The following is a 22051-nucleotide window of genomic DNA, read 5'->3' on the forward strand; positions in this document are numbered from 1 at the left end:
ACACGGGTACAGAAAACAACGAGGGTCAGATCTGACCAGGCAAGACGGCAGGGAGCAGTCGCGTCAGGTGGCGCGCAGCCAGAAGCTCAATAGCGTTATCGATATCCGGGGCGAAGAAGCGATCCTGGGTGTAATGCGAAACCCGCTCGCGCAGCAGATGACGCGCCTCTTCCAGCAGCGGACTGCTGGCCAGCCCTTCGCGCATATCCAGCCCCTGGACGGCGGCCAGCCACTCCACGGCCAGCACGCCGCGAGTGTTTTCCGCCATCGCCCACAGACGACGACCGGCAGCCGGCGCCATCGAGACGTGATCTTCCTGGTTTGCCGACGTCGGCAGGCTATCAACGCTGTGCGGGTGCGCCAGCGCTTTGTTCTCACTGGCTAACGCCGCAGCGGTCACCTGCGCAATCATAAAGCCGGAGTTGACGCCGCCATTTTTCACAAGGAAAGGCGGCAGCTGCGACATATGACTGTCCATCATCAGCGCAATACGACGCTCGGACAGCGAACCGATTTCGGCAATCGCCAGCGCAATGTTATCCGCCGCCATCGCTACCGGTTCGGCGTGGAAGTTACCGCCGGAGATCACTTCATTCTCGGCGGCGAAGACCAGCGGGTTATCCGACACCGCATTGGCCTCAATCAGCAGGACTTCCGCGGCCTGGCGAATCTGGGTCAGACAGGCGCCCATCACCTGCGGCTGACAGCGCAGAGAGTACGGGTCCTGCACTTTGCTACAGTTGTGATGCGACTGCGAAATCTCGCTGCTGTCGGTCAGCACATGGCGATACAGCGCCGCAGCGTCAATCTGCCCGCGCTGGCCGCGCGCTTCGTGAATACGCGAATCAAACGGACGACGCGATCCCAGCGCCGCTTCGGTGGTGAGCGCGCCGCATACCACCGCGGAAGCAAACAGATCTTCCGCGTCAAACAGGCCGCGCAGCGCAAACGCCGTCGATGCCTGAGTACCGTTCAGCAGCGCCAGCCCCTCTTTCGCCGCCAGGGTAATCGGCTCGAGACCCACTTTTTTCAACGCCTGCAGCGCCGGCATCCACTCGCCGTCGACGCGGGCTTTCCCCTCACCCAGCAACGTCAGGGACATGTGCGCCAGCGGCGCCAGGTCACCGGATGCGCCGACGGAACCTTTAGCCGGGATCCACGGCGTGACGCCTTTATTCACCAGTTGAATCAGCGCCTGAATGACGCTCAGACGAATCCCGGAGAAGCCGCGGGAAAGGCTGTTAATCTTCAGCACCATAATCAGACGTGCCATGGCATCATCCAGCGGCTCACCAATGCCCGCCGCATGAGACAGCACCAGAGAACGCTGCAGGTTTTCCAGATCGTCCGTGGAGATCCGCGTTGACGCCAGCAGGCCAAAACCGGTGTTAATGCCGTAAGCGGTGCGTCCTTCGGCCAGAATGGCGTTGACGCAGGCGACGCTCTCGTTAATAGCGGCAAAAGCCTGCTCGTCGAGAGTGATGGTCAGCGGATGCTGGAACACCTCGCGTAGCTGCGCCAGACTCAGTTGACCTGGAATCAGAGTTAAGTTTTTCATCTCAGCGTTGCCCCTGCGTTGCTGCCACCATAGGAAGATTCAGTCCTTGTTCCGCCGCGCACTCAATCGCGATGTCGTAACCCGCATCGGCGTGACGCATCACCCCGGTCGCCGGATCGTTATGCAGCACGCGGGCAATACGCGCGGCCGCTTCGTCGGTACCGTCACAGACGATAACCATCCCGGAGTGCTGCGAGAAGCCCATCCCGACGCCACCACCGTGATGCAGCGACACCCAGGTCGCGCCGCTGGCGGTATTGAGTAAGGCGTTCAGCAGCGGCCAGTCGGAGACGGCATCGGAGCCATCACGCATGGATTCAGTTTCGCGGTTCGGGCTGGCAACCGAGCCAGAGTCAAGGTGGTCACGACCAATGACGATCGGCGCAGATACTTCACCGCTGCGGACCATTTCGTTAAAGGCCAGCCCCAGCTTCTGGCGCCACTCCAGCCCCACCCAGCAAATACGCGCCGGCAGTCCCTGGAAGCTAATACGCTCACGCGCCATATCCAGCCAGTGGTGCAGATGCTGATCATCTTTGATGATCTCTTTCACTTTGGCGTCGGTTTTGTAGATATCCTGCGGATCGCCGGAGAGGGCCACCCAGCGGAACGGACCGATGCCGCGGCAGAACAGCGGGCGAATATAGGCCGGGACAAAACCCGGGAAGTCGAACGCATTGTCGACGCCCATCTCCTGCGCCATCTGGCGGATATTGTTGCCGTAGTCGAAGGTCGGTACGCCCATTTCGTTGAAGGCCAGCATCGCCTGAACATGGTCGGCCATCGAACGCTTGGCCGCCAGAATCGTCCCCTGCGGGTCGGATTCAGCTTTCGCCTGATACTCTTCCCAGGTCCAGCCTTTCGGCAGATAGCCATGCAGCGGATCGTGGGCGCTGGTCTGGTCGGTGACCATATCCGGGCGCACGCCGCGCTTCACCATCTCCGGCACGATATCGGCGGCATTGCCGCACAGGGCGATAGAGATAGCCCGGCCATCGGCGGTATATTTCTTGATGCGGGCCAGCGCGTCATCCAGCGAGGTGGCCTGCTCGTCAACGTAGCGGGTACGCAGACGGAAATCGATCCGGCTCTGCTGACATTCGATATTCAGCGAGCAGGCGCCTGCCAGCGTCGCCGCCAGCGGCTGTGCGCCGCCCATACCGCCCAGACCGGCGGTGAGGACCCAGCGCCCCTTCAGGCTGCCCTGATAGTGCTGACGTCCGGCTTCGACGAACGTTTCGTAGGTGCCCTGCACGATGCCCTGGCTACCGATATAGATCCAGCTGCCCGCGGTCATCTGGCCGTACATCGCCAGACCTTTTGCATCCAGCTCATTGAAATGTTCCCAGGTCGCCCAGTGCGGGACCAGGTTGGAGTTGGCAATCAGTACGCGCGGTGAATTTTCATGGGTTTTAAATACGCCAACCGGCTTACCGGACTGCACCAGCAGCGTCTCATCGCTTTCCAGGTTTTTCAGCGCCTTCACGATAGCGTCATAGCATTCCCAGTTACGCGCCGCGCGACCAATACCGCCGTAGACCACCAGCTCATGTGGGTTCTCGGCAACATCGGGATCGAGGTTGTTCATTAACATACGCAGCGGTGCTTCGGTCAACCAGCTCCTGGCATTCAACGTCGTGCCTCGCGGTGCACGTACGTCTTGCTGGCGATATTTGCTTTGCGACATCGGGGTTTCTCCTGACAATTAACGTTGTTTACGTAGATACATATACTTGTCTATACAACTCTACGCAAGCCAGGATTTAACAGAAATGATACAATTTTGTTATATTGCGTCAGCAATCACGCTTTTGCCGACGCAGACGATTGTCAGGAAGTGAAGTGGCCCTGCAGCCGGTAGCGGCTACCCGGGAACAGAAGACGGGCGTGGGAAACAATATGCGTGGTAGACCAGGTACGGCGCCGGATCAGCAGGCAAGGATCGTGGGCATGGATATGCAGCAGTTCGCACTCTTTGGCGCTGGCCTGTACCGCTTCGACGATGTGCTCGCCTTCGGTTAACGGCGCAATCAGCGACAGGTAATCATGCGGTGTGGTGACGGTATAGTCCTGATGTAAATACGCCGGCACCACCGCCGCATTGACGCAGCGGTCTTCAATCTGTACCGGAATGTCGTTTTCAAAATGCACCATCAGAGAGTGAAAAATCCGCGTCCCTTCGGCGACATTCAGCGCAGCCGACTGGATAAGATCGGCTTCGGTCTCTTCCAGCAGCAGCACCTCGCAGCGGTGCTGATGGCGACGGGAGATAATCTCGTCGGCGATGCTCCGCACTTCAAACAGCGCCGACTGCCCTTTCGGCTCCGCGACAAAGGTACCGACACCCTGCAAACGTACCAGTAAACCTTCATCCGTGAGTTCACGCAGCGCCCGATTGATCGTCATGCGACTGAAACCAAACTGGGCCACCAGTTCCGCCTCGGAAGGAATGCGGTCGTGGGGACGCCAGACGCCGCGCTGAATCTTTTCGCTGATCGCCTGCTTCACCTTTTCATAAAACGGGGCAGGCGCGGTTCGAGATTGCTGTGAAAACATAGCCTGACTTTCCTTATACTCAATGGGCGGCGAAACGGTCAGAATATACTGAATCGTCAGCGCCACCAATGGGCGATTTGCCATGCCAGCCGGGCCGCCGCACGGGCCCCCTGGCTGTCAATGTCAAACTGCGGATTAAACTCCACCAGATCCACCGCCTGCAGTTTTCCGCTGCGGCATAACGGTTCAACGATGCGCAGCAGGATCGCCAGCGGAATGCCCAGCGCCGCAGGCGCCGAGACCGCCGGCATTTCGCGCGCCGGCAGCACATCCAGATCGATGGTCAAATAGAGCCTGTCGTAGAGGGCAATATTACGCGCGATTTCCGGCGCAACCTGCTGATCATAGGCCTGCAGAACGTCCAAATCCTCCACGACCCGCACCTCGCGACGCGCCGCTTCATCCCACAGCGCCTGGGTGTTCGCCGCACGGCTGGCGCCGATACAGGTATAGTGAAAGCCGCGCTGCTGCGCGTCGCACTCCAGTGCCAGCTGGCGGAACGGCGTACCCGAGCTGGCCTGCTCAGCGATGCGCAAATCCAGGTGCGCATCGAGGTTAATGATCCCGACCTTCTCTCCGGGGAAAGCGTCGAGCACTCCCGCGCCATGACCGAATGCCGTCTCATGCCCGCCGCCGAGAACCAGCGTGCGTTTGCCTGCGCGCAGGCAGGCGGCCACCGCTTCGCGCAGCGCCTGCTGGGCGGTCTCCAGCCCTTCACCGGCGACGCCGATGGTGCCCATATCGACACAGCGCTCGTGGCCGCTGTGGCTGGCCATATTCGCCAGCGCCCGGCGTAGCGTTTCCGGCCCCTTTTCGGCCCCGGTACGTCCGCGGTTGCGGCGAACGCCTTCATCGCAGGCAAACCCCAGCAGGGCAATATCCCCCGGTAACGTCTGTGGTGCAAAACGTTCGGCCCGCACGATAGTCTGAAACAGGCGCAGCGCATTGGCGGCTTCCGCGCTGTCGTCACGCCCTTGCCAGATATCGGCGGGGGTCGGTTGCCACAATGTCATTGCATTTCTCCTCGCACAACGCGATGCCAGAGCGGGCTCCGCCCCGGTTCATAGACCATTTCAACCGGATGTTCAGCATCCCAGATAGCAAAATCGGCAACAAACCCCGCCGCCAGCTGGCCGTGGCTATTCTGGCGCCCCAGCGCCTGCGCGGCATGACGCGTCACGCCCGCCCACGCCTCTTGCGGAGTTAAGCCAAATTTGACGCAGGCCATGTTCATCGCCAGATGCAGGCTGGCAAAGGGGCTGGTACCCGGATTGTAATCCGTCGCCACCGCCATCGGCACCTGATACTGACGCAGCAGCTCGACCGGGGGTTTGCGGGTTTCATTGAGGAAATAGAACGCGCCGGGCAGCAGCACCGCCACCGTCGCGCTGCGGCTCATCGCCGCAACCCCCTCTTCCGTTAAATATTCGATATGATCGGCCGAGAGCCCCTGATAACGGCTCACCAGCTGCGCGCCGCCCAGCGAAGAGAGCTGTTCAACATGCCCTCTGACCGGAATACCGCGGGCCTGCGCGGCCTGGAATACGCGTTCGGTCTGCTGCGGGCTGAAGCCGACGTTTTCGCAGAAAACATCAACGCTTTCAAACAGCCCCTCCTCCCACAGCGTCGGCAGCAGGGTTTCACACACCAGCGTAATATAGGCGTCCGGGCGGTCTTTATATTCCGGTGGCGTGGCGTGAGCGGAGAGCAGCGTCGGCGACAGCTCGACCGCATTGTTCTGCGCAAGCTGGCGCGCCACGCGCAGCATTTTGCGCTCGTTTTCCAGATCCAGACCGTAGCCGGATTTAATTTCAAGCGTGGTCACCCCCTCGCGAAGCAGTCGCTCCAGCCGCTGCTGAGCCAGCGCTAACAGCTGCGCTTCGCTGCTTTCACGGGTGGCGCGCACCGTTGAGTTAATGCCGCCGCCGTTGGCACTGATCGTCTGGTAGGAGACGCCGTTCAGACGCTGCTCCCACTCCTGCGCCCGACTACCGCCGAAGACCAGATGGGTGTGGCAATCAATCAGCCCCGGCGTCAGCAGCCTGCCGCCAAGATCAATACTCGGCCCGGCCGGGGCATCATTTTCAGGCACAATGGCTTCAATCCGGCCATTGCGCACCAGCAGCGCATGACCATCCCGCAGGCCGTAAGGCTGCGAATCATCAGGGTTGAGAGTGGCGAGGCGGGCATTTCGCCAGATAACGCGATCGGAGGTGGCTTCAGTCATACCAGTCAGCTTGTCATGGGTTGTATAGACATTTATTTTCATTCCACGCGGAATGTCAATAAAAGCAGAGGGAATTGTTATTTTTTTGTGACCGGACGCGGGCGAAGCTCCGTCCATCTGCCCGGTTCAGGCGAACTTTTTCGCGCAGCGTCTTCCCGTTTCGCTCGACTTAGTATAAAAAGCAGGTTTTAAAGGACGTTATACGCGTAATTCATTCCTTGCCGGCCTGACGCCGCTTGCATGTTTTTTGTATAATGCCCTCCCCAAATCATTCGGGTTGCTTTGCGGCGGAAATCAACAAATACGCCAACAGAGAGGCAGCCTGAAGAATGACAGGTCTTGTTAATTGATTCTTGCCCGGAGCAACATGAACACATTCTCAGTTTCCCGCCTGACGCTGGCACTGGCTTTTGGCGTGACGTTATCCGCCTGTAGCTCAACCCCTGCCGATCAACAGCCCTCGACGCAGACTGCGCCGGGCACCGTCTCTCGCCCTGTGTTGACCGCTGATGAAGCGAAAAACTTCACGCCGGCAAGCTATTTCCAGTCCCTGGATCCAAACGCCGCGGCGTGGACCCCGGCAGCCATCAGCATACCGTCTCAGCCTGACTTCGTCGTCGGCCCGGCGGGCGCTCAGGGCGTGACCCATACCACCATTCAGGCTGCGGTTGATGCGGCTATCGCCCGCCACTCCGATCGTCGTCAGTTTATTGCGATTATGCCGGGTGAATATACGGGTACCGTTTATGTCCCTGCGGCACCCGGTGCGCTGACGCTGTACGGTACCGGCGAGAAGCCGCTGGATGTGAAAATCAGCCAGGCTATTGACTCGGAGATGGACGTGAACACCTGGCGCCACCTGGTCAATCCGGCCGGTAAATATATGCCAGGTAAACCGGCGTGGTATATGTTTGACAGCTGTCAGAGTAAACGCGCCGCCACCGTCGGCGTGATGTGTTCAGCGGTATTCTGGTCGCAGAACAATGGTCTGCAGTTGCAAAACCTGACCATCGCCAACAACCTCGGCGACAGCGTGGATGCCGGGACTCACCAGGCCGTTGCGCTGCGCAGCGATGGCGACCAGGTTCAGATTAACAACGTCAACATTCTGGGTCGCCAGAACACCTTCTTCGTCACCAACAGCGGCGTGCAGAACCGTCTGCAAAACGATCGCCAGACCCGTACCCTGGTGAGCAACAGCTACATTGAAGGCGATGTTGATATCGTTTCCGGCCGCGGTGCCGTCGTGTTTGATAACACCGATTTCCGCGTCGTGAATTCACGCACCCAGAAAGAAGCCTACGTCTTTGCACCGGCAACGCTGAAAAGCGTCACCTACGGCTTCCTGGCCGTGAACAGCCGCTTTACCGCCTCCGGCGACGGCGTGGCGCAACTGGGACGCTCTCTCGATGTCGACAGCGCCACCAGTGGCCAGGTGGTAATCCGCGACAGCGCCATCAATGAAGGCTTTAACGTGGCGAAACCGTGGGCCGACGCGGCAATCTCCAGCCGCCCGTTCAGCGGTAACACCGGCGCCGTAGATGCGAAGGGCGTGCCGCAACGTAATCTCAACGACAGCAGCTTCAACCGCATGTGGGAATACAATAACCGCGGCGTGGGCAGCGTGGTTGTCGCCGAACCGAAGCAGTAAATCTTCACGAGGGGGGAGCGCGTCTCCCCCTTTTTTCTCTCTTTTTCCCTCTCTTTTTCTGAGCGACGTTCTCTTTCGCGACTTACCCCTCTGCATTTTTCCTCCGCTCCGCCTCCTCAATTCATCGCTAGCGCAGCCGCTTCTCTTGCGCGTGCAAAAAATAGCGTTTTCTGGCGAATAAATATCCCCGCTGATGCGTTTACTCTCTGTAAGAACACAACGGCCATCCGGCACGGTTCCCCCCGACAGGGAGGCCGCCGGGTTACCCGCATCGTTGCTCCTGGAGACGAAAAATGAACACCCTTATCTCATCAATTCTGCCGGCTTCGCGCCGCTTAATGGTCCCGGCACTGCTATGTTTGTTATATGCATCGCCGTCATTCGCCATGGGCGATAACAGCAACCAGAGCAAAACGCCGGACTGCCCCAGCGGGCAGGTATATGACAGCGTCAGCAAGCAGTGCGTCCCGGATAAAACCAGCAGTCTTAGCGATCAGGATAAAACCAACTACGCCTATCATCTGGCGAAAAAAGGGCAATATCAGGCGGCACTGAACCTGCTGGATTCGCTGAAAAACGGCAATACCGCCGAAGCCTGGAACTACCGCGGCTATGCCACCCGTAAGCTCGGACGGACGGATGAAGGGATTGGCTATTATCAGCGCGCGCTGGCGCTTGAGCCGAACTACGCCAAAGCGCGTGAATATCTTGGCGAAGCGTGGATGGTAAAAGGCCGCCGGGATCTGGCGCAGGAACAGCTGAAAGTGATTTCCGGGATTTGCGGTCAAAGCTGCGAGGAGTATCGCGATTTGCAGGCCGCCATTAACGGACATCCGGAATCCTGAAGCCCACCGCGAGGGTAAAAAAATTACTACCAGCGACGTTCGCTCACAGCTTGCCGCACATCTGGCCCGTCTTTGGCGCTACGGGCTGATTCTGTCGCACAATCGCGATATTGCCGAAGAACTGGTTCAGTCAACCTGTGTTCGCGCGCTCGAACGGAGCGCGCAGTTTACGCCGGGCACCCGCATCGACCGGTGGCTGTTCACCATTCTCCACTCCATCTGGATTTCCGAGCTGCGGGCGCGTCACGTCCGAATGGGGCAAGGCTTCGTCGAAAACGACCCGCAGCTTGCCACCGACGACCGCGAAATGAATGAAGATCATCGCCAGTATCAGCAACTTATGCGCCGGGTCAGCGCCCTGCCGGAAGCCCAGCGCAACGCGGTGTTTTTAGTTTATGTTGAAGGTTTTACCTATCAGGAGGCGGCCGATACGCTATCGGTCCCCATCGGTACGGTGATGAGCCGGCTGGCGGCGGCGCGATCGACGCTGGCAAAAACGCCCGCTACCTCCGCTGCAGCCAGGGAGAAACGCCTGTGAAATCATCCTTTTTTACTCCGCCCTATGGCGATGAGGCCATTATTGCCTGGCTGGATGGCGAAATGAGCGCTCCCGACGCTCTCCGCTTTGAAGCCGCCTTCAGAGAGGATCGGCAGCTGGCCGCGCGCACCGCCGAACTGAAGAGCATCCCGCGGAATTATCAGCAGGCGTTTGCCCCGCTGCTGGAACAGGCCCCCGTCGCGCGCATGCAGAGCCGACTTGATGCCCATCTGGCGGCAATGCCCGCGCCGGACAGCGCTGCACCTCCCCCGGCCTTTAGCCGCCGCGCCATGATTGCCGCCTCGCTCGCGTTTTTACTGATCGGCAGCGGCTTAGGCTATCTGGCTCGTCCCGCTCCCGGCGAACCTGATGAGAGCGAAAACATTCGCGATCTCGAGGCCCGTTACATGTCGCTGTATAGCGCGGAAACCCTGCTTGATATGGACAGTTCACCGGCGATATTACAGCGCGGCCTGACGCGCACCGCCGAAGATATCGGTTTAGCGCTCAACCCGCAGCAGCTTGCGCTGCCGGGCGCCGAGCTAAAAATGGTGCGCATTCTGCGTTACGAGCGCACCACCATTGCGCAGATCGCCTGGATTCACGCGGCGTATGGGCCGATGGCGCTGTGCATCTCTGCGGCCAGCCCGCAAAACGAGACCAGGATAGTCGCGGAACGGCGGCACGACATGAACCTCGCCTGGTGGCGCGCTAACGGATATCAGTTCGTGCTGATTGGCCGCAATCCTCGCGCACAATTGCACGATAACGCCCGCAAACTGCAGGACTTACTGTCATAGGCAACGTCGCCCTTCGGGGCGATGACCGGCGATAGCGGGCGATGATTCGCTCAACATCGCTGAGAACTGCCGTCGGCCATCGCATCCGGCCGCTAAATATTTTTCACCCGGCGAAACTTTCTTTCTCACTCCGGCGAACTGTATAGCAGAGTCACCTGACCAGAACGCCCTGACATCGCTGGAGCTAATAATGAAACTGATGAAAAACCTTGCTCGTTCTTTGACCCTGACCGTCGCGCTTGGCCTGTCCGCCACCGCGTTTAACGCCGGCGCGGCGCTGCCCGTCGGCGCAAAAGCCCCTGCTTTCGAACTGCAGGGCGCCTTAGCCGGTAAACCGATCGCCTTCTCCCTGCAGCAGGCTTTGCAAAAGGGGCCGGTGGTGCTCTATTTCTTCCCGGCGGCATTTACCGCCGGCTGCACCATTGAGGCCCACGCTTTCGCCGAAGCCACCGATGAATTCAACAAAATGGGCGCTACCGTCATCGGCGTCACCGCCGGTAACACCGATCAGGTCAGCGATTTCTCTAAACTGGAGTGCCGCGATAAGTTCGCCGTCGCCGCGGATCCGGGGGCAAAAGTCGCCGCGCAGTATCAAACGCTGATGGAGATGAAAGGTAAGACCGTTTCTGACCGGACTTCATTTGTCATTGCGCCGGACAACACGATTCTGCTCAGCTACACCGATCGAAATCCGGATGCCCATATTGAGAAGACCCTGGCCGCGGTCAAGCAGTACGACGCCGCCCACCCGCAAACCCACTAAGCGAAGAGGCCAGCGATGCTCACCGCCATGCTGGCCGCCTTTATTGGCGGCATCATACTCAACTTTATGCCCTGCGTTTTTCCGGTCATCTCCCTGAAAGCGCTCGGGCTTCTGCGCCATGCGGATAACGCCGTGGGCGCTCGTCGCGAAGGGCTGGCTTTTTTACTTGGTGTGATGGTCACCATGATGCTGTTGGCCGGTGTTCTGCTGGCTGCACGCGCCGGCGGCGTCGCTGTCGGCTGGGGGTTCCAGCTGCAATCGCCGCTGGTGATTGCCCTGCTTTCGCTGGTGATCCTCGCCGCTGCGCTGAACCTGCTGGGGGTGTTCGAGGTCGGGCTATCGGCGCAGCGTGTCGGCGCTCTGGATATTGGCCGCGGCGCCTTTTTACGCTCGGCGATGACCGGCGCGCTGGCAATCGTCGTTGCAACCCCGTGCGCGGCGCCGTTTATGGCCAGTGCGATTGGCTATGCGCTGGTGCAGCCGCCGGCCACCGCGCTGGTCGTGTTTTTTGCCCTCGCGCTCGGTTTTTCCGCTCCGTTCACCCTCGTCTCACTGTTTCCGGCGCTGGCTTCTCTCCTCCCCCGTCCTGGCGGGTGGATGGATATTCTTAAACGTGCGCTGGCCTTTCCGATGTTCGGCGCTTACGCCTGGCTGGTTTGGGTGCTGGCGCAGCAGGCCGGTAGCAGCGCGCTGGCGACGCTACTGGCGGCCTCCGTGGTGCTGAGCTTTGCTGCCTGGCTCTATGGTATCGCCCAGCAGCGCCGCTTTCAGGGCAAAGGGCATAAGCGCCTGTTCGCCGTCACCGGCCTGCTCGCCGTCGCGGTTATTGCCCCGCTGGTCGGTCTGATTCAGGCTGATTCCGTGTCGCCCGGCGCACAGACTGTCGCGACCGCCGAAACCGCTGCGGAAAAATGGACGCCGCAGGCTGTCGAGGCGCAGCGCGGCCACGGCAAAGCGATCTTTGTTAACTTCACCGCCTCCTGGTGTATCACCTGCCAGGTTAACGAAAAGACATCGCTTTCAACCCAGGCCGTAAAAGAGGCGCTGGCAAAAACCGGGACGCTGTATATGGTGGCAGACTCGACTAAATTTAATCCGGACGTCGATGATGCGCTGAATCAATTTGGTCAGGGCGGTCTGCCGCTGTACGTGGTCTATCCTGCCGATGGCGGGCCGCCGAAAGTACTGCCGCAGCTCCTGACTCCGGGCATCGTCGTGAACGCCCTGAACCAGGCAACCGGCAAAAAAGCATAAACGCAACAAGGCGGATTATGGAAATAAACGACAGCGCGCGTGAAAGCTGGCCCGCGCTAATGGAGCAGGCGCAGGCGGGCGATCAGCTCGCCTACACCCGGCTGTTAAAAGCGCTGGTTCCGGTCATTCGTTCGCAGATACGTAAGCGAATCGCCGACGACGCGTTAGTCGAAGATGTGATTCAGGATGTGCTGCTGACGGTGCATCGGGTACGCCATACCTACGATCCGAGCTACCCTTTTTTGCCCTGGCTGATGGCGATTATTTCGGCGCGGGCCGTTGATGCGCTGCGCCGTCGCGGCCGCTATCAGCAGTGGGAGATCCCCGAAGAGACGCTGCCGGAACCGGCAACGTCAGCAGATCCGCAAAAGCGGGATAGTCGGGAGGAGCTGGCGGGCTATTTGCGCCAGCTCCCCTCCCGCCAACGAGCCATTGTGGAGCATGTCCATCTGCGCGAAATGAGCCTGACGGAAGCCGCTGCACATAATAATCTGAGTGTCGCCGCAGTGAAATCGCTGCTGCATCGGGCGCTGAAAAACCTGCGCCGTTTTGGAGCTCATCATGACTAATCATGACCTGTTAATTGACAAACTGGGGCGCGACATGCGGCCGGTGAAACGCCTGCCGTCAACCGGCAGGCGGGTTCTGACCTGGCTGGCAGCGGCGCTGCCGTGCGCGGTTGCCGCCAGTTTCCTTGTGCAACGCAGTCCGACCGACTGGTCACAGCCCGGCGCCCCTCTGGCGGTGGTGCAGCTGCTGCTGGCTTTTGTGCTCGGCGCGCTGGCGATTCGCAGCGCCTTCACGATGAGCATTGCCGGCCGGCGTTCGCTCAGCTGGAAAGCCCTGCTGCCGATTGGGCTGATGTGGCTGGGGTTGAGTATCAGCAGCATTCCCTATCCGGCGCTGCGGGTGGCGGAGAGCGACAGCACGCCCTGCTTTACCTTTTTGCTGGTGGTCAGCACGCCAATGATGGCGCTGATGATCGCCAGTCTGCGCCGCACCCGAACGCTGCATCCGGTGCGCAGCCTGGCAATGGCGGGACTGGGCATTGCCAGCATGGCGGTCAGCCTGCTGGCGTTTTGCCATCCGGTGCATCTGCACCCGATGGATTTTGTCATGCATCTGGCGGCGATAGTCACAATCGTGGCGCTGACGGTGTTGGTTGGCAGGCGCTGGGTGGCGCTGGATTAGTGGGCGTTCTCTACCGCTCATCGCTGCGCTATCGGGTCTGGTCATCCATCAGGTTGATGGCACTTTGTTTGCCGGCGCTTCAGACTACGCTAACCGATAAAAAAACCTCGCCGCGGCGAGGTTTTTTATCTCTGCAACTTAGTAAGCGTTAACGACCACCCACATTGGCCCCTGACCGACGGCATAGCGCCCTTTCTCTGTCAGCAGCCCCTGCTCACCGACGATCTCATAGACCGCAATATGGTGTGATTTCTGCCCCGCAGCGATCAGATATTTACCGCTGTGATCGAGATTGAAACCGCGCGGCTGCGCCTCCGTCGGCTGATACCCTTCAATGGACAGCACGCTGCCATCTTCGGATACGCTGAAAATGGTGATGATGCTGGCGGTACGGTCACAGGCGTACAGATGACGGCCATCCGGCGTCAGATGAATATCCGCCGCCCAGCGTACGTCGGTAAAACCGGCGGGCATCATATCCAGCGTCTGGACGCACTCAATTTCGCCATGCGGATCTTTCAGCTCCCAGACGTCAACGGAGCTGTTCAGTTCATTCACGCAGTAGCCGTATTGCTGATTCGGATGGAACACCATGTGACGCGGGCCAGCCCCTTCAACGGTGGTCACTTCCGCCGGTTCTTGCGCCGCGAGGAAGCCATCATCGCTGAGGGTAAACAGGCAAATACGATCCTGTTTCAGCGCCGGGACCCACAGGGTGCGGTTGTCGGGCGAAATATTGGCCGAGTGACACCCTTCCAGCCCTTCCACAACGGCCACCGTTTCACCCGGCAGACCATCGATCAGCGGAGTAACGCTCACGCAGCCGGCGTTATAGGACGCGCTGAAGACAAAACGGCCCTGATGATCGGTCGAAATATGCGTCGGGCTGCCCGGCAGCGCCGCTTCGCCGGCGAAAGTCAGCGCGCCGTTATCGGGCGCAATGCGGTAAGCCAGGACGCGAAACTCCGGACGTACGCCAACGTAGAGATACTCTTTATTCGGGCTCACCACCATCGGCTGAACCTGACCCGGGGCATCCACAACCTGAACAAGCTTCAGGTTACCCTCAAGATCGAGACTCCAGACATGAATCTGCTGGCTTTCCGGGCTGGCGGTATAAACGGTTTGTTTCATGACTGCTCCTTTCCTCACTGCACAGGGAAAACGTATACATTTCATTCATCAAGCTGCTGAGCTGATGCAATGTATAGACTCTTTTAACGGTAGATGCTGAAAAATTTGCCCCGCAGGCATAGCGGTGTACCATCATGCCAGGCAATTTTTTCATCATTAACCGGAAACAACACATGACATCACGCGTGATTGCACTGGATTTAGACGGCACCCTGCTCACCTCCAACAAAACTATCCTGCCCGCCTCGCTGGAAGCCCTGGCCCGCGCCAGAGCGGCAGGGTTCCAGGTGATCGTCGTCACTGGCCGACATCACGTCGCTATCCATCCTTTTTATCAGGCACTGGCTCTGGATACACCTGCAATTTGTTGTAATGGCACTTATTTGTATGATTATCAGGCAAAAAAGGTTCTGCAGTCCGATCCGATGCCGGTTGATAAAGCGTTGAGCCTGACCGATATGCTCGCCGCGCACGATATTCACGGCCTGATGTATGTCGACGACGCAATGCTCTATGAACGTCCGACCGGGCACGTTATCCGTACTAGCCGCTGGGCACAGTCGCTGCCCGTCGAGCAGCGTCCGGTGTTCACCCAGGTCGCTTCGCTGGCGCAGGCCGCCCGCGACGTCGAGTCGGTGTGGAAGTTTGCCCTCACCGATGAAGATATACCTAAGCTGCAGCAGTTCGCCCTTGATGTGGGTCAGACGCTGGGTCTGGAGTGCGAATGGTCGTGGCACGATCAGGTCGATATCGCCCGCGCGGGCAACAGCAAAGGCAAGCGCCTGACGCAGTGGGTGGAAGCACAGGGCCTGTCTATGCAGGACGTGGTGGCCTTTGGCGATAACTATAATGACCTCAGCATGCTGGAAGCCGCCGGAACCGGCGTGGCGATGGGCAATGCGGTTGAGGAAGTCAAAGCGCGAGCCAACGTGGTCATTGGCGAAAACGAAAGCAACAGTATTGCCGACTTCATCAACCGCAACCTGCTGTAATCAGGCGGCAATCGATACGCTTTTAATCTGCGCATACAGCCATTGACCTGGCGTGACCCCCAGGTCATCTCTGGCCCACGGGCTGATGCGCGCCCACAGCGGACGGCCGCTGACGTTCAGCTGCACTTCGATCTGTCCGTGTGTTTCAAGACACTGCACGACCCGCGCCGGCAAAATATTGCGAATGCTGGTCTGCTGCGGCTGTTCGAGCACCAGCGAGACGTCGGAGGCCTGAATGCGAATTCGCGTCGCCTCGCCGATTGGCCGATCGAGATAGTTCACCCAGATCTGCTGCTCGCCCAGCGCCAGCGCGGTCATGGCATAACGGGGATGCTGTGCGGCAACGGACACGTTCAGTATTGTGCTCTGCTGATCCGGCGGCAGCCACGGATGCATCACGCTGCTGCTCCATACCTCCTCCAGATCGCCAAAGGCTTTGACGCTCCCCTCCTCCAGCACCAGCACCTTATCCGCCAGATGTTGAATCTCATCAAGCGAGTGGCTGACGTAGAGCATCGGGATATGTATTTCCCGCGCCAGCCGCTGCAGGTACGGCAGAAGCTCACGTTTACGAGGGATATCCAGCGAAGCCAGCGGCTCATCAAGCAGCAACAGCTCAGGTGCGGTGAGAAGCGCTCTGCCAATCGCCACACGCTGCTTTTCTCCGCCGGACAGCCCCCCCGGCAGGCGATCAAGCAGCGGTTCGATACCGAGCAGCGCCACCAGCTTATCAAACTGACCGGCCATACTTTTCGCCATGCCGTACTTCAGATTGCCGCGCACCTTATAGTGCGGAAACAGGCGTGCATCCTGAAACACATAGCCCACCCGCCGCTTTTCCGGGGCCAGGCAGATGCGTTTTTCCGTGTCATTTAAAACCCTGCCGTTGAGCACAATTCGCCCTTTCTGCGGCCGGGTCAGGCCGCTGATGGCATTAATCAGGGAGGTTTTGCCTGCGCCGGAGACGCCAAAAACGGCGGTGATGCCGCTGGCAGGCAGCGTTTCATCGATACTCAGGCAGTGGCTGCCCAGCGTCTGGGTAAAATGGAGTTCAAGCATGGTTATTTCCCCGTCCGCACGCGGCTGAGCCGCGCCAGCCATTCAGAAACCAGCAGCGAAACCAGCGCCAGCACGATGGAAATCAAACATAAGCGCGCGGCGGCCCCTTCGCCGCCGGGGGTTTGAATCAGGGTATACATCGCCGAAGGAATAGTGCGCGTTTCCCCCGGGATATTGGAGACAAAGGTAATAGTGGCGCCAAACTCCCCTAGCGAACGGGCGAAGGCCAGAACGGTACCGACGATAATGCCCGGCAGCGTCAGCGGCAGCGTTATCGTAAAAAACACCCGCCAACGGCCCGCCCCCAGAGTTCGCGCCGCCTGTTCCAGCTTCACGTCCACCCCTTCCAGCGCCAGACGAATGGCCCGCACCATCAGCGGAAAGGACATGACCGCCGCCGCCAGCACCGCCCCGCGCCAGCTGAAGGCAAAGGTCAAACCGAACCAGTCATATAGCCAGCTGCCGATAAAACCGCGCCGACCCATGGCAATCAACAGCAGGTACCCCACCACCACCGGCGGCAGCACCAGCGGCAGGTGGATAATACTGTCGAGCAGCGCCTTTCCGGGGAAATTGCGCCGCACCAGCAGCCATGAGATAAAAATCCCAAAAGGTAAGCTTAACACCACCGCCAGGGATGAGACTTTCAGGCTCAGCAGTACCGCCTGCCATTCGGGATCGCTTAAAATCATTAGCGGGTGGTAAATCCGTATTGTTTGAAGATGGCGGCCGCCTGCGGTCCTTTCAGGTAGTCGTAAAATCCGGTGACGGTGGCATTTTTATGCCCGTCGACGATAGCCAGCGGGTATTCAACTTTCTTGTGCGAATCTTCCGGGAACGTCCCGACCACTTTCACACCTTTGCTCGCCACCGCATCGGAACCGTAGACAATACCCAGCGGGGCTTCGTTACGCTCAACCAGCGCCAGCGCTCCGCGCACGTCTTCAGCCGGTGCCAGTTTCGGCGCCAGCGTCTCCCAGGCACCCAGTTTTTGCAGCGCTTCTTTGGCGTAGATACCTGCCGGCACGTGCTCCGGGTCGCCAACGGCCAGACGGCCGCCTTTCAGCAGGCTGGTCCAGTCGGTTTTGTTGTTAATCACTATGTCGCCCTGCGCGCTGGCTTCAGGCGCGACAACGACCAGGCTGTTGCCAAGCAGCGTTGCACGCGAGGCGGTATCAATCGCTTTTTTCTCGACCGCGTAATCCATCCATTTCTGGTCGGCAGAGATAAACAGATCCGCAGGCGCGCCGGCTTCGATTTGCCGAGCCAGCGTGGATGAAGAGGCAAACGAGGAGACCACATCGACGTTTTTCTCTTTCTTATAGGCCTTCGCAATATCCTGCATTGCATTCGTTAACGATGCCGCGGCAAACACCGTAATTTTCCCTTCTTCTGCCAGCGCGTGCCCTGCGACGGAAAGTGTTAGCGTCGCTCCGGCAAACAAGCGTAACCATTGACGTGCCATCTGAAACTCCTGTAGTTGCGTTATGTATATGACAATATAACGATAAGATCAGGGTTTTCCCAGCGCGAATTGGTGGTAGCCAGAGGAGGATCAAAAGAGGGTGAAAAAAAGAAAAGAACGAGGAAATGAAAACGCCCGGAAAACCGGGCGCCGGGAAATCAGTTGTTCTGCTGGCCGCGATCTTTGTGACCTGCGCCGGAGAAGATGTTAAACACTTCGCCCAGACCGTAAATCAGACCGAGGATGATGGCCATCACCACCGGGACCATGACAACGGCAAAAACCAGACTTTTCAATAGCTCTAACATGGTTGGCTCCAGAAAGTACGAATGCTTTATTGTAACCGCTTCAGCTGGAAAAACACGCCCCATTTGTGCGATGGCTGGCCGATAACGGCGACAGATGCATCTTGCAAGATGCCCGCTATCGGTCACAATACTCTTTTTTGCCAGGATATCATTATGCAGGCTGAAATTCTTCTGACCCTCAAGCTACAGCAGCGCCTGTTTGCCGATCCGCGTCGTATCGCCCTGTTAAAACAGATCGATTCCACCGGTTCGATTAGCCAGGGCGCGAAAAACGCGGGCATTAGCTATAAAAGCGCATGGGACGCCATCAATGAGATGAACCAGCTCAGCGAACAGACGCTGGTGGACAGGGCTACCGGCGGTAAAGGCGGCGGCGGTGCCGTGCTGACCCGCTACGGACAGCGGCTGATCCAGCTGTACGATCTGCTGGCGCAAATTCAGCAAAAAGCTTTCGATGTGTTGAGCGACGACGATGCCTTGCCTCTCGACAGCCTGCTGGCCGCTATTTCGCGCTTCTCGCTGCAGACCAGCGCGCGTAACCAGTGGTTTGGTACCATCACCGGTCGCGACCACCAGCAGGTACAGCAGCATGTCGACGTGCTTCTTGCCGATCGTCAGACCCGCTTAAAAGTCGCTATCACCGCGCAGAGCGCAGAGCGCCTTGGCCTGGATGAGGGTCAGGAAGTGCTGGTGCTACTGAAGGCTCCCTGGGTGGGGATGACTCAGGATCCGGCGGTTGCCAAAGAGGCCGATAACCAACTCGCCGGGCGGATCAGCCATATCGAATACGGCCCGGAACAGTGTGAAGTGCTGATGGCGCTGCCTGATGGCCAGAGTTTGTGCGCCACCCTACCGCTGGAACAGACCCGAAAACTGGCAGAAGGTGCTGAGGCGATAGCATATTTTAATGCCGATCGAATCATTCTCGCCACGTTATGCTGACGGCATTGACATTGCGCGCGTGACGTCGTATCCCTGTGGCAAATCGCTGCAAAAAGTGGGATACACAATGTCATCATTGCAAATTTCGCAAGGTACGTTTCGCCTGAGCGACACAAAAACGTTAAAAATCGAGCACCTCACCGTTGGCGCTGGCGAGAGCTGGGCCTTCGTCGGCAGCAACGGCAGCGGGAAGTCGGCGCTGGCTCGCGCGCTGTCCGGTGAGCTCACCCTGCTGTCCGGCCAGTATGAAAACCGCTTTTCCCGGGTAACCCGCCTCTCCTTCGAACAGCTGCAGAAGCTGGTCAGCGATGAATGGCAACGCAACAATACGGACCTACTCAGCCCAGGCGAAGAGGACACCGGCCGCACGACGGAAGAGATTATTCAGGAAGAGTCCAAAGACGCCGCCCGCTGCGCGCGTCTGGCGGAATTGTTTGGCATTACTTCTTTGCTCCAGCGCCGCTTTAAATACCTTTCCACCGGAGAAACGCGTAAAACGCTGCTCTGTCAGGCGCTGATGACGCAGCCGGACCTGTTGATTCTCGATGAGCCGTTTGACGGCCTGGACGTGGCTTCCCGCCAGCAGCTTGCCGGGCTGCTGGCGCGGTTGCACCTCGAAGGGCTCACGCTGGTCCTGGTACTCAACCGCTTCGACGAAATCCCGTCGTTTGTCCAGTTTGCCGGCGTGCTGGCCGATTGCACCCTGAGCGAAACCGGCGAAAAGCAGGCGCTGCTGCAACAGGCGCTGATTGCCCAGCTGGCGCACAGTGAAAAACTGGCTGGCATGAGCTTACCGGAACCAGACGCCCCCGCCGCCCGCCATGCTCTCGACGCCGGGGCCCCGCGCATCGTCCTGCGGGATGGCGTGGTGTCATACAACGACCGGCCGATCATCGAGCGCCTGAGCTGGACGGTTAACCCCGGTGAGCACTGGCAGATCGTCGGTCCCAACGGCGCCGGGAAATCGACCCTGCTCAGTCTGGTGACCGGCGACCATCCGCAGGGCTACAGCAACGACCTGACCCTCTTTGGCCGCCGCCGCGGCAGCGGTGAAACCATCTGGGACATCAAAAAGCATATTGGCTACGTCAGCAGCAGTCTGCATCTTGAGTACCGCGTCAGTACCACGGTTCGCAACGTGATCCTGTCGGGTTATTTCGACTCTATCGGTATTTATCAGGCCGTTTCTGATAAGCAGCGCAAGCTGGTGCAGAACTGGCTGGATATACTGGGAATCGACAAACGTACCGCCGATGCGCCGTTCCACAGTCTCTCCTGGGGACAACAACGGCTGGCGCTGATCGTCCGGGCGCTGGTGAAGCATCCGACGCTGTTGATTCTTGACGAGCCCCTGCAGGGACTGGATCCGCTTAACCGTCAGCTGGTACGGCGCTTCGTGGATGTTTTGATTAGCGAAGGTGCCACTCAGCTGCTGTTTGTCTCCCATCACGCCGAAGATGCGCCGGACTGCATTACCCATCGTCTGGAGTTTGTGCGCAGTGGAGACGGTTACACTTATCAGGTCGGTCCACTCACGGACTGAGCCAAAACAGGGGGCCATGCCCCCCTGTTTTTTTTTCAGAGAAATAACCAGAAAAACAATCAACATGCTGTTTTTAAACACTAAAAAGTAAAAATATCGCATTGTGTCTTTTAGTGTAAGCGATTCCACCAATTTGGCCTGTGTCACACTTTCCACTTCTTTGATATGCTATCTTCATCACACACGATAAGCCTATTGGAGCGAATCATGAAAGTACTGGTTACAGGTGGTAGCGGTTACATTGGAAGTCATACCTGCGTTCAACTGCTGCTGCAGGGACATGAAGTGATTATTCTCGACAATCTCTGCAACAGTAAGCGCAGCGTATTGCCGGTCATTGAACGTCTCGGCGGGAAAACAGCCACCTTTGTCGAAGGCGATATTCGTAATGAAGCGCTGATGACGGAAATTCTGCACGATCACGCTATTGAAGCAGTGATCCACTTTGCCGGCCTGAAAGCCGTCGGCGAATCCGTCGCGAAGCCGCTGGAATACTACGACAATAACGTCACCGGTACACTTAAATTAGTTTCCGCCATGCGCGCCGCTGGCGTGAAGAACTTTATTTTTAGCTCCTCCGCGACCGTCTACGGCGATCAGCCGAAGATCCCTTATGTCGAAAGCTTCCCGACCGGTACGCCGCAGAGCCCGTATGGCAAAAGCAAGCTGATGGTCGAACAAATTCTGACCGACCTGCAAAAGGCCCAGCCGGACTGGAGCATTGCGCTGCTGCGTTACTTCAACCCGGTCGGCGCGCATCCGTCAGGCGACATGGGCGAAGATCCGCAGGGTATCCCGAACAACCTGATGCCTTATATCGCGCAGGTGGCCGTTGGTCGTCGCGAATCGCTGGCCGTTTTCGGCAATGATTATCCGACCCCTGACGGTACCGGCGTACGCGACTATATCCACGTCATGGATCTCGCCGACGGCCACGTTGCGGCGATGGAAAAACTGGCGGGCCGCGAAGGCGTACACATTTATAACCTCGGCGCAGGCGTCGGCAGCAGCGTCCTCGACGTGATCAATGCCTTCAGTAAAGCCTGCGGCAAACCTGTTAATTACCACTTCGCGCCGCGCCGCGATGGCGACCTCCCGGCCTACTGGGCGGATGCCGAAAAGGCCGACCGCGAGCTGAACTGGCGCGTTACGCGCGACCTTGACGAGATGGCGCAGGACACCTGGCACTGGCAGTCCCGTCATCCGCAGGGTTACCCAGACTAAG

Annotated in this window: 22 protein-coding genes; 12 read left to right on the forward strand and 10 right to left on the reverse strand. The window is 58.8% G+C overall.

All coding sequences use genetic code 11. The annotated features are described in order from the left end of the window. Nucleotides 1-25: 25 nt before the first annotated feature. The 5 genes from hutH to hutI all read right to left on the reverse strand — a co-directional run bounded on the left by hutH (nt 26) and on the right by hutI (nt 6458). The gene (gene hutH, locus AC236I_RS17090; protein ID WP_004859756.1) at nt 26-1558 is read right to left on the reverse strand and encodes a histidine ammonia-lyase; all 1533 of its coding nucleotides are present in this window, start codon (nt 1556-1558) and stop codon (nt 26-28) included. Between the two features lies 1 nt (nt 1559). After that, complete coding sequence (hutU, locus tag AC236I_RS17095) at nt 1560-3245, reverse strand: urocanate hydratase (protein ID WP_180554015.1); 1686 nt, start codon at nt 3243-3245, stop codon at nt 1560-1562. Between the two features lie 143 nt (nt 3246-3388). Further along, nucleotides 3389-4114, reverse strand: coding sequence for a histidine utilization repressor (locus AC236I_RS17100; RefSeq protein WP_099144840.1), 726 nt, complete (start codon nt 4112-4114; stop codon nt 3389-3391). A 56-nt stretch (nt 4115-4170) separates the two neighbouring features. Then, nucleotides 4171-5127 carry a formimidoylglutamase gene (hutG, locus tag AC236I_RS17105; RefSeq protein ID WP_048024134.1) on the reverse strand — a complete coding sequence of 319 codons (957 nt, stop codon included), beginning with the start codon at nt 5125-5127 and terminating at the stop codon, nt 4171-4173. Continuing rightward, nucleotides 5124-6458, reverse strand: a complete 1335-nt coding sequence (hutI, locus tag AC236I_RS17110; protein ID WP_163980475.1) for an imidazolonepropionase — start codon at nt 6456-6458, stop codon at nt 5124-5126. Before hutI ends, hutG begins: the two co-directional genes overlap by 4 nt. Before the next feature lie 250 nt (nt 6459-6708). Here hutI and AC236I_RS17115 point away from each other — a divergent pair, with 250 nt between their 5' ends. The 8 genes from AC236I_RS17115 to AC236I_RS17150 all read left to right on the forward strand — a co-directional run bounded on the left by AC236I_RS17115 (nt 6709) and on the right by AC236I_RS17150 (nt 13383). Further along, on the forward strand, nt 6709-7992 hold the full coding sequence (locus tag AC236I_RS17115; RefSeq protein ID WP_015584856.1) for a putative acyl-CoA thioester hydrolase: 1284 nt from the start codon (nt 6709-6711) through the stop codon (nt 7990-7992). Between the two features lie 293 nt (nt 7993-8285). After that, nucleotides 8286-8837, forward strand: coding sequence for a tetratricopeptide repeat protein (locus AC236I_RS17120; RefSeq protein WP_487608559.1), 552 nt, complete (start codon nt 8286-8288; stop codon nt 8835-8837). Continuing rightward, entirely contained in the window at nt 8824-9375 is a 552-nt protein-coding gene (locus tag AC236I_RS17125) for a sigma-70 family RNA polymerase sigma factor (RefSeq protein ID WP_072071430.1), read from the forward strand. The genes AC236I_RS17120 and AC236I_RS17125 overlap by 14 nt, the downstream gene beginning before the upstream one ends. Continuing rightward, complete coding sequence (locus tag AC236I_RS17130; RefSeq protein WP_069476129.1) at nt 9372-10175, forward strand: anti-sigma factor family protein; 804 nt, start codon at nt 9372-9374, stop codon at nt 10173-10175. The genes AC236I_RS17125 and AC236I_RS17130 overlap by 4 nt, the downstream gene beginning before the upstream one ends. Before the next feature lie 190 nt (nt 10176-10365). Beyond that, nucleotides 10366-10938, forward strand: a complete 573-nt coding sequence (locus AC236I_RS17135; protein WP_032716916.1) for a peroxiredoxin — start codon at nt 10366-10368, stop codon at nt 10936-10938. Nucleotides 10939-10953: 15 nt separating this feature from the next. After that, a complete protein-coding gene (locus tag AC236I_RS17140) occupies nt 10954-12192 on the forward strand; it encodes a protein-disulfide reductase DsbD family protein (RefSeq protein WP_015584860.1) in 1239 nt (412 codons plus the stop codon). A 17-nt stretch (nt 12193-12209) separates the two neighbouring features. Next, nucleotides 12210-12761 carry a sigma-70 family RNA polymerase sigma factor gene (locus AC236I_RS17145; protein WP_004859737.1) on the forward strand — a complete coding sequence of 184 codons (552 nt, stop codon included), beginning with the start codon at nt 12210-12212 and terminating at the stop codon, nt 12759-12761. Beyond that, entirely contained in the window at nt 12754-13383 is a 630-nt protein-coding gene (locus AC236I_RS17150) for an NrsF family protein (protein WP_004859734.1), read from the forward strand. The genes AC236I_RS17145 and AC236I_RS17150 overlap by 8 nt, the downstream gene beginning before the upstream one ends. Nucleotides 13384-13521: 138 nt before the next feature. Here AC236I_RS17150 and pgl read toward each other — a convergent pair whose 3' ends face one another. Further along, on the reverse strand, nt 13522-14517 hold the full coding sequence (gene pgl, locus AC236I_RS17155) for a 6-phosphogluconolactonase (protein ID WP_054829419.1): 996 nt from the start codon (nt 14515-14517) through the stop codon (nt 13522-13524). A 173-nt stretch (nt 14518-14690) separates the two neighbouring features. Here pgl and AC236I_RS17160 point away from each other — a divergent pair, with 173 nt between their 5' ends. Beyond that, nucleotides 14691-15509: a pyridoxal phosphatase gene (locus tag AC236I_RS17160; protein WP_004859730.1), complete on the forward strand. Its 819-nt coding sequence runs from the start codon at nt 14691-14693 to the stop codon at nt 15507-15509. Here the strand turns inward: AC236I_RS17160 and modC are convergent, their stop codons facing one another. From modC to AC236I_RS17180, 4 genes are all read right to left on the reverse strand, one after another. Then, nucleotides 15510-16568: a molybdenum ABC transporter ATP-binding protein ModC gene (gene modC, locus AC236I_RS17165; RefSeq protein ID WP_015584861.1), complete on the reverse strand. Its 1059-nt coding sequence runs from the start codon at nt 16566-16568 to the stop codon at nt 15510-15512. A gap of 2 nt (nt 16569-16570) precedes the next feature. Continuing rightward, nucleotides 16571-17260: a molybdate ABC transporter permease subunit gene (modB, locus tag AC236I_RS17170; RefSeq protein WP_004859726.1), complete on the reverse strand. Its 690-nt coding sequence runs from the start codon at nt 17258-17260 to the stop codon at nt 16571-16573. Continuing rightward, entirely contained in the window at nt 17260-18033 is a 774-nt protein-coding gene (gene modA / locus AC236I_RS17175) for a molybdate ABC transporter substrate-binding protein (RefSeq protein ID WP_004859724.1), read from the reverse strand. Before modA ends, modB begins: the two co-directional genes overlap by 1 nt. 158 nt (nt 18034-18191) lie before the next feature. Further along, nucleotides 18192-18341: an AcrZ family multidrug efflux pump-associated protein gene (locus AC236I_RS17180; protein WP_004859721.1), complete on the reverse strand. Its 150-nt coding sequence runs from the start codon at nt 18339-18341 to the stop codon at nt 18192-18194. A gap of 153 nt (nt 18342-18494) precedes the next feature. Here AC236I_RS17180 and modE point away from each other — a divergent pair, with 153 nt between their 5' ends. From modE to galE, 3 genes are all read left to right on the forward strand, one after another. After that, on the forward strand, nt 18495-19283 hold the full coding sequence (modE, locus tag AC236I_RS17185; protein ID WP_004859720.1) for a molybdenum-dependent transcriptional regulator: 789 nt from the start codon (nt 18495-18497) through the stop codon (nt 19281-19283). A 67-nt stretch (nt 19284-19350) separates the two neighbouring features. Then, nucleotides 19351-20826 (forward strand): molybdate ABC transporter ATP-binding protein ModF, encoded by a 1476-nt coding sequence (gene modF / locus AC236I_RS17190; protein ID WP_032717173.1) that lies wholly within the window; start codon nt 19351-19353, stop codon nt 20824-20826. Between the two features lie 207 nt (nt 20827-21033). Next, complete coding sequence (gene galE / locus AC236I_RS17195; protein WP_004859716.1) at nt 21034-22050, forward strand: UDP-glucose 4-epimerase GalE; 1017 nt, start codon at nt 21034-21036, stop codon at nt 22048-22050. The last annotated feature ends 1 nt before the right edge of the window (nt 22051 follow it).

It is taken from the genome of Klebsiella sp. Sb-30, assembly GCF_057652795.1.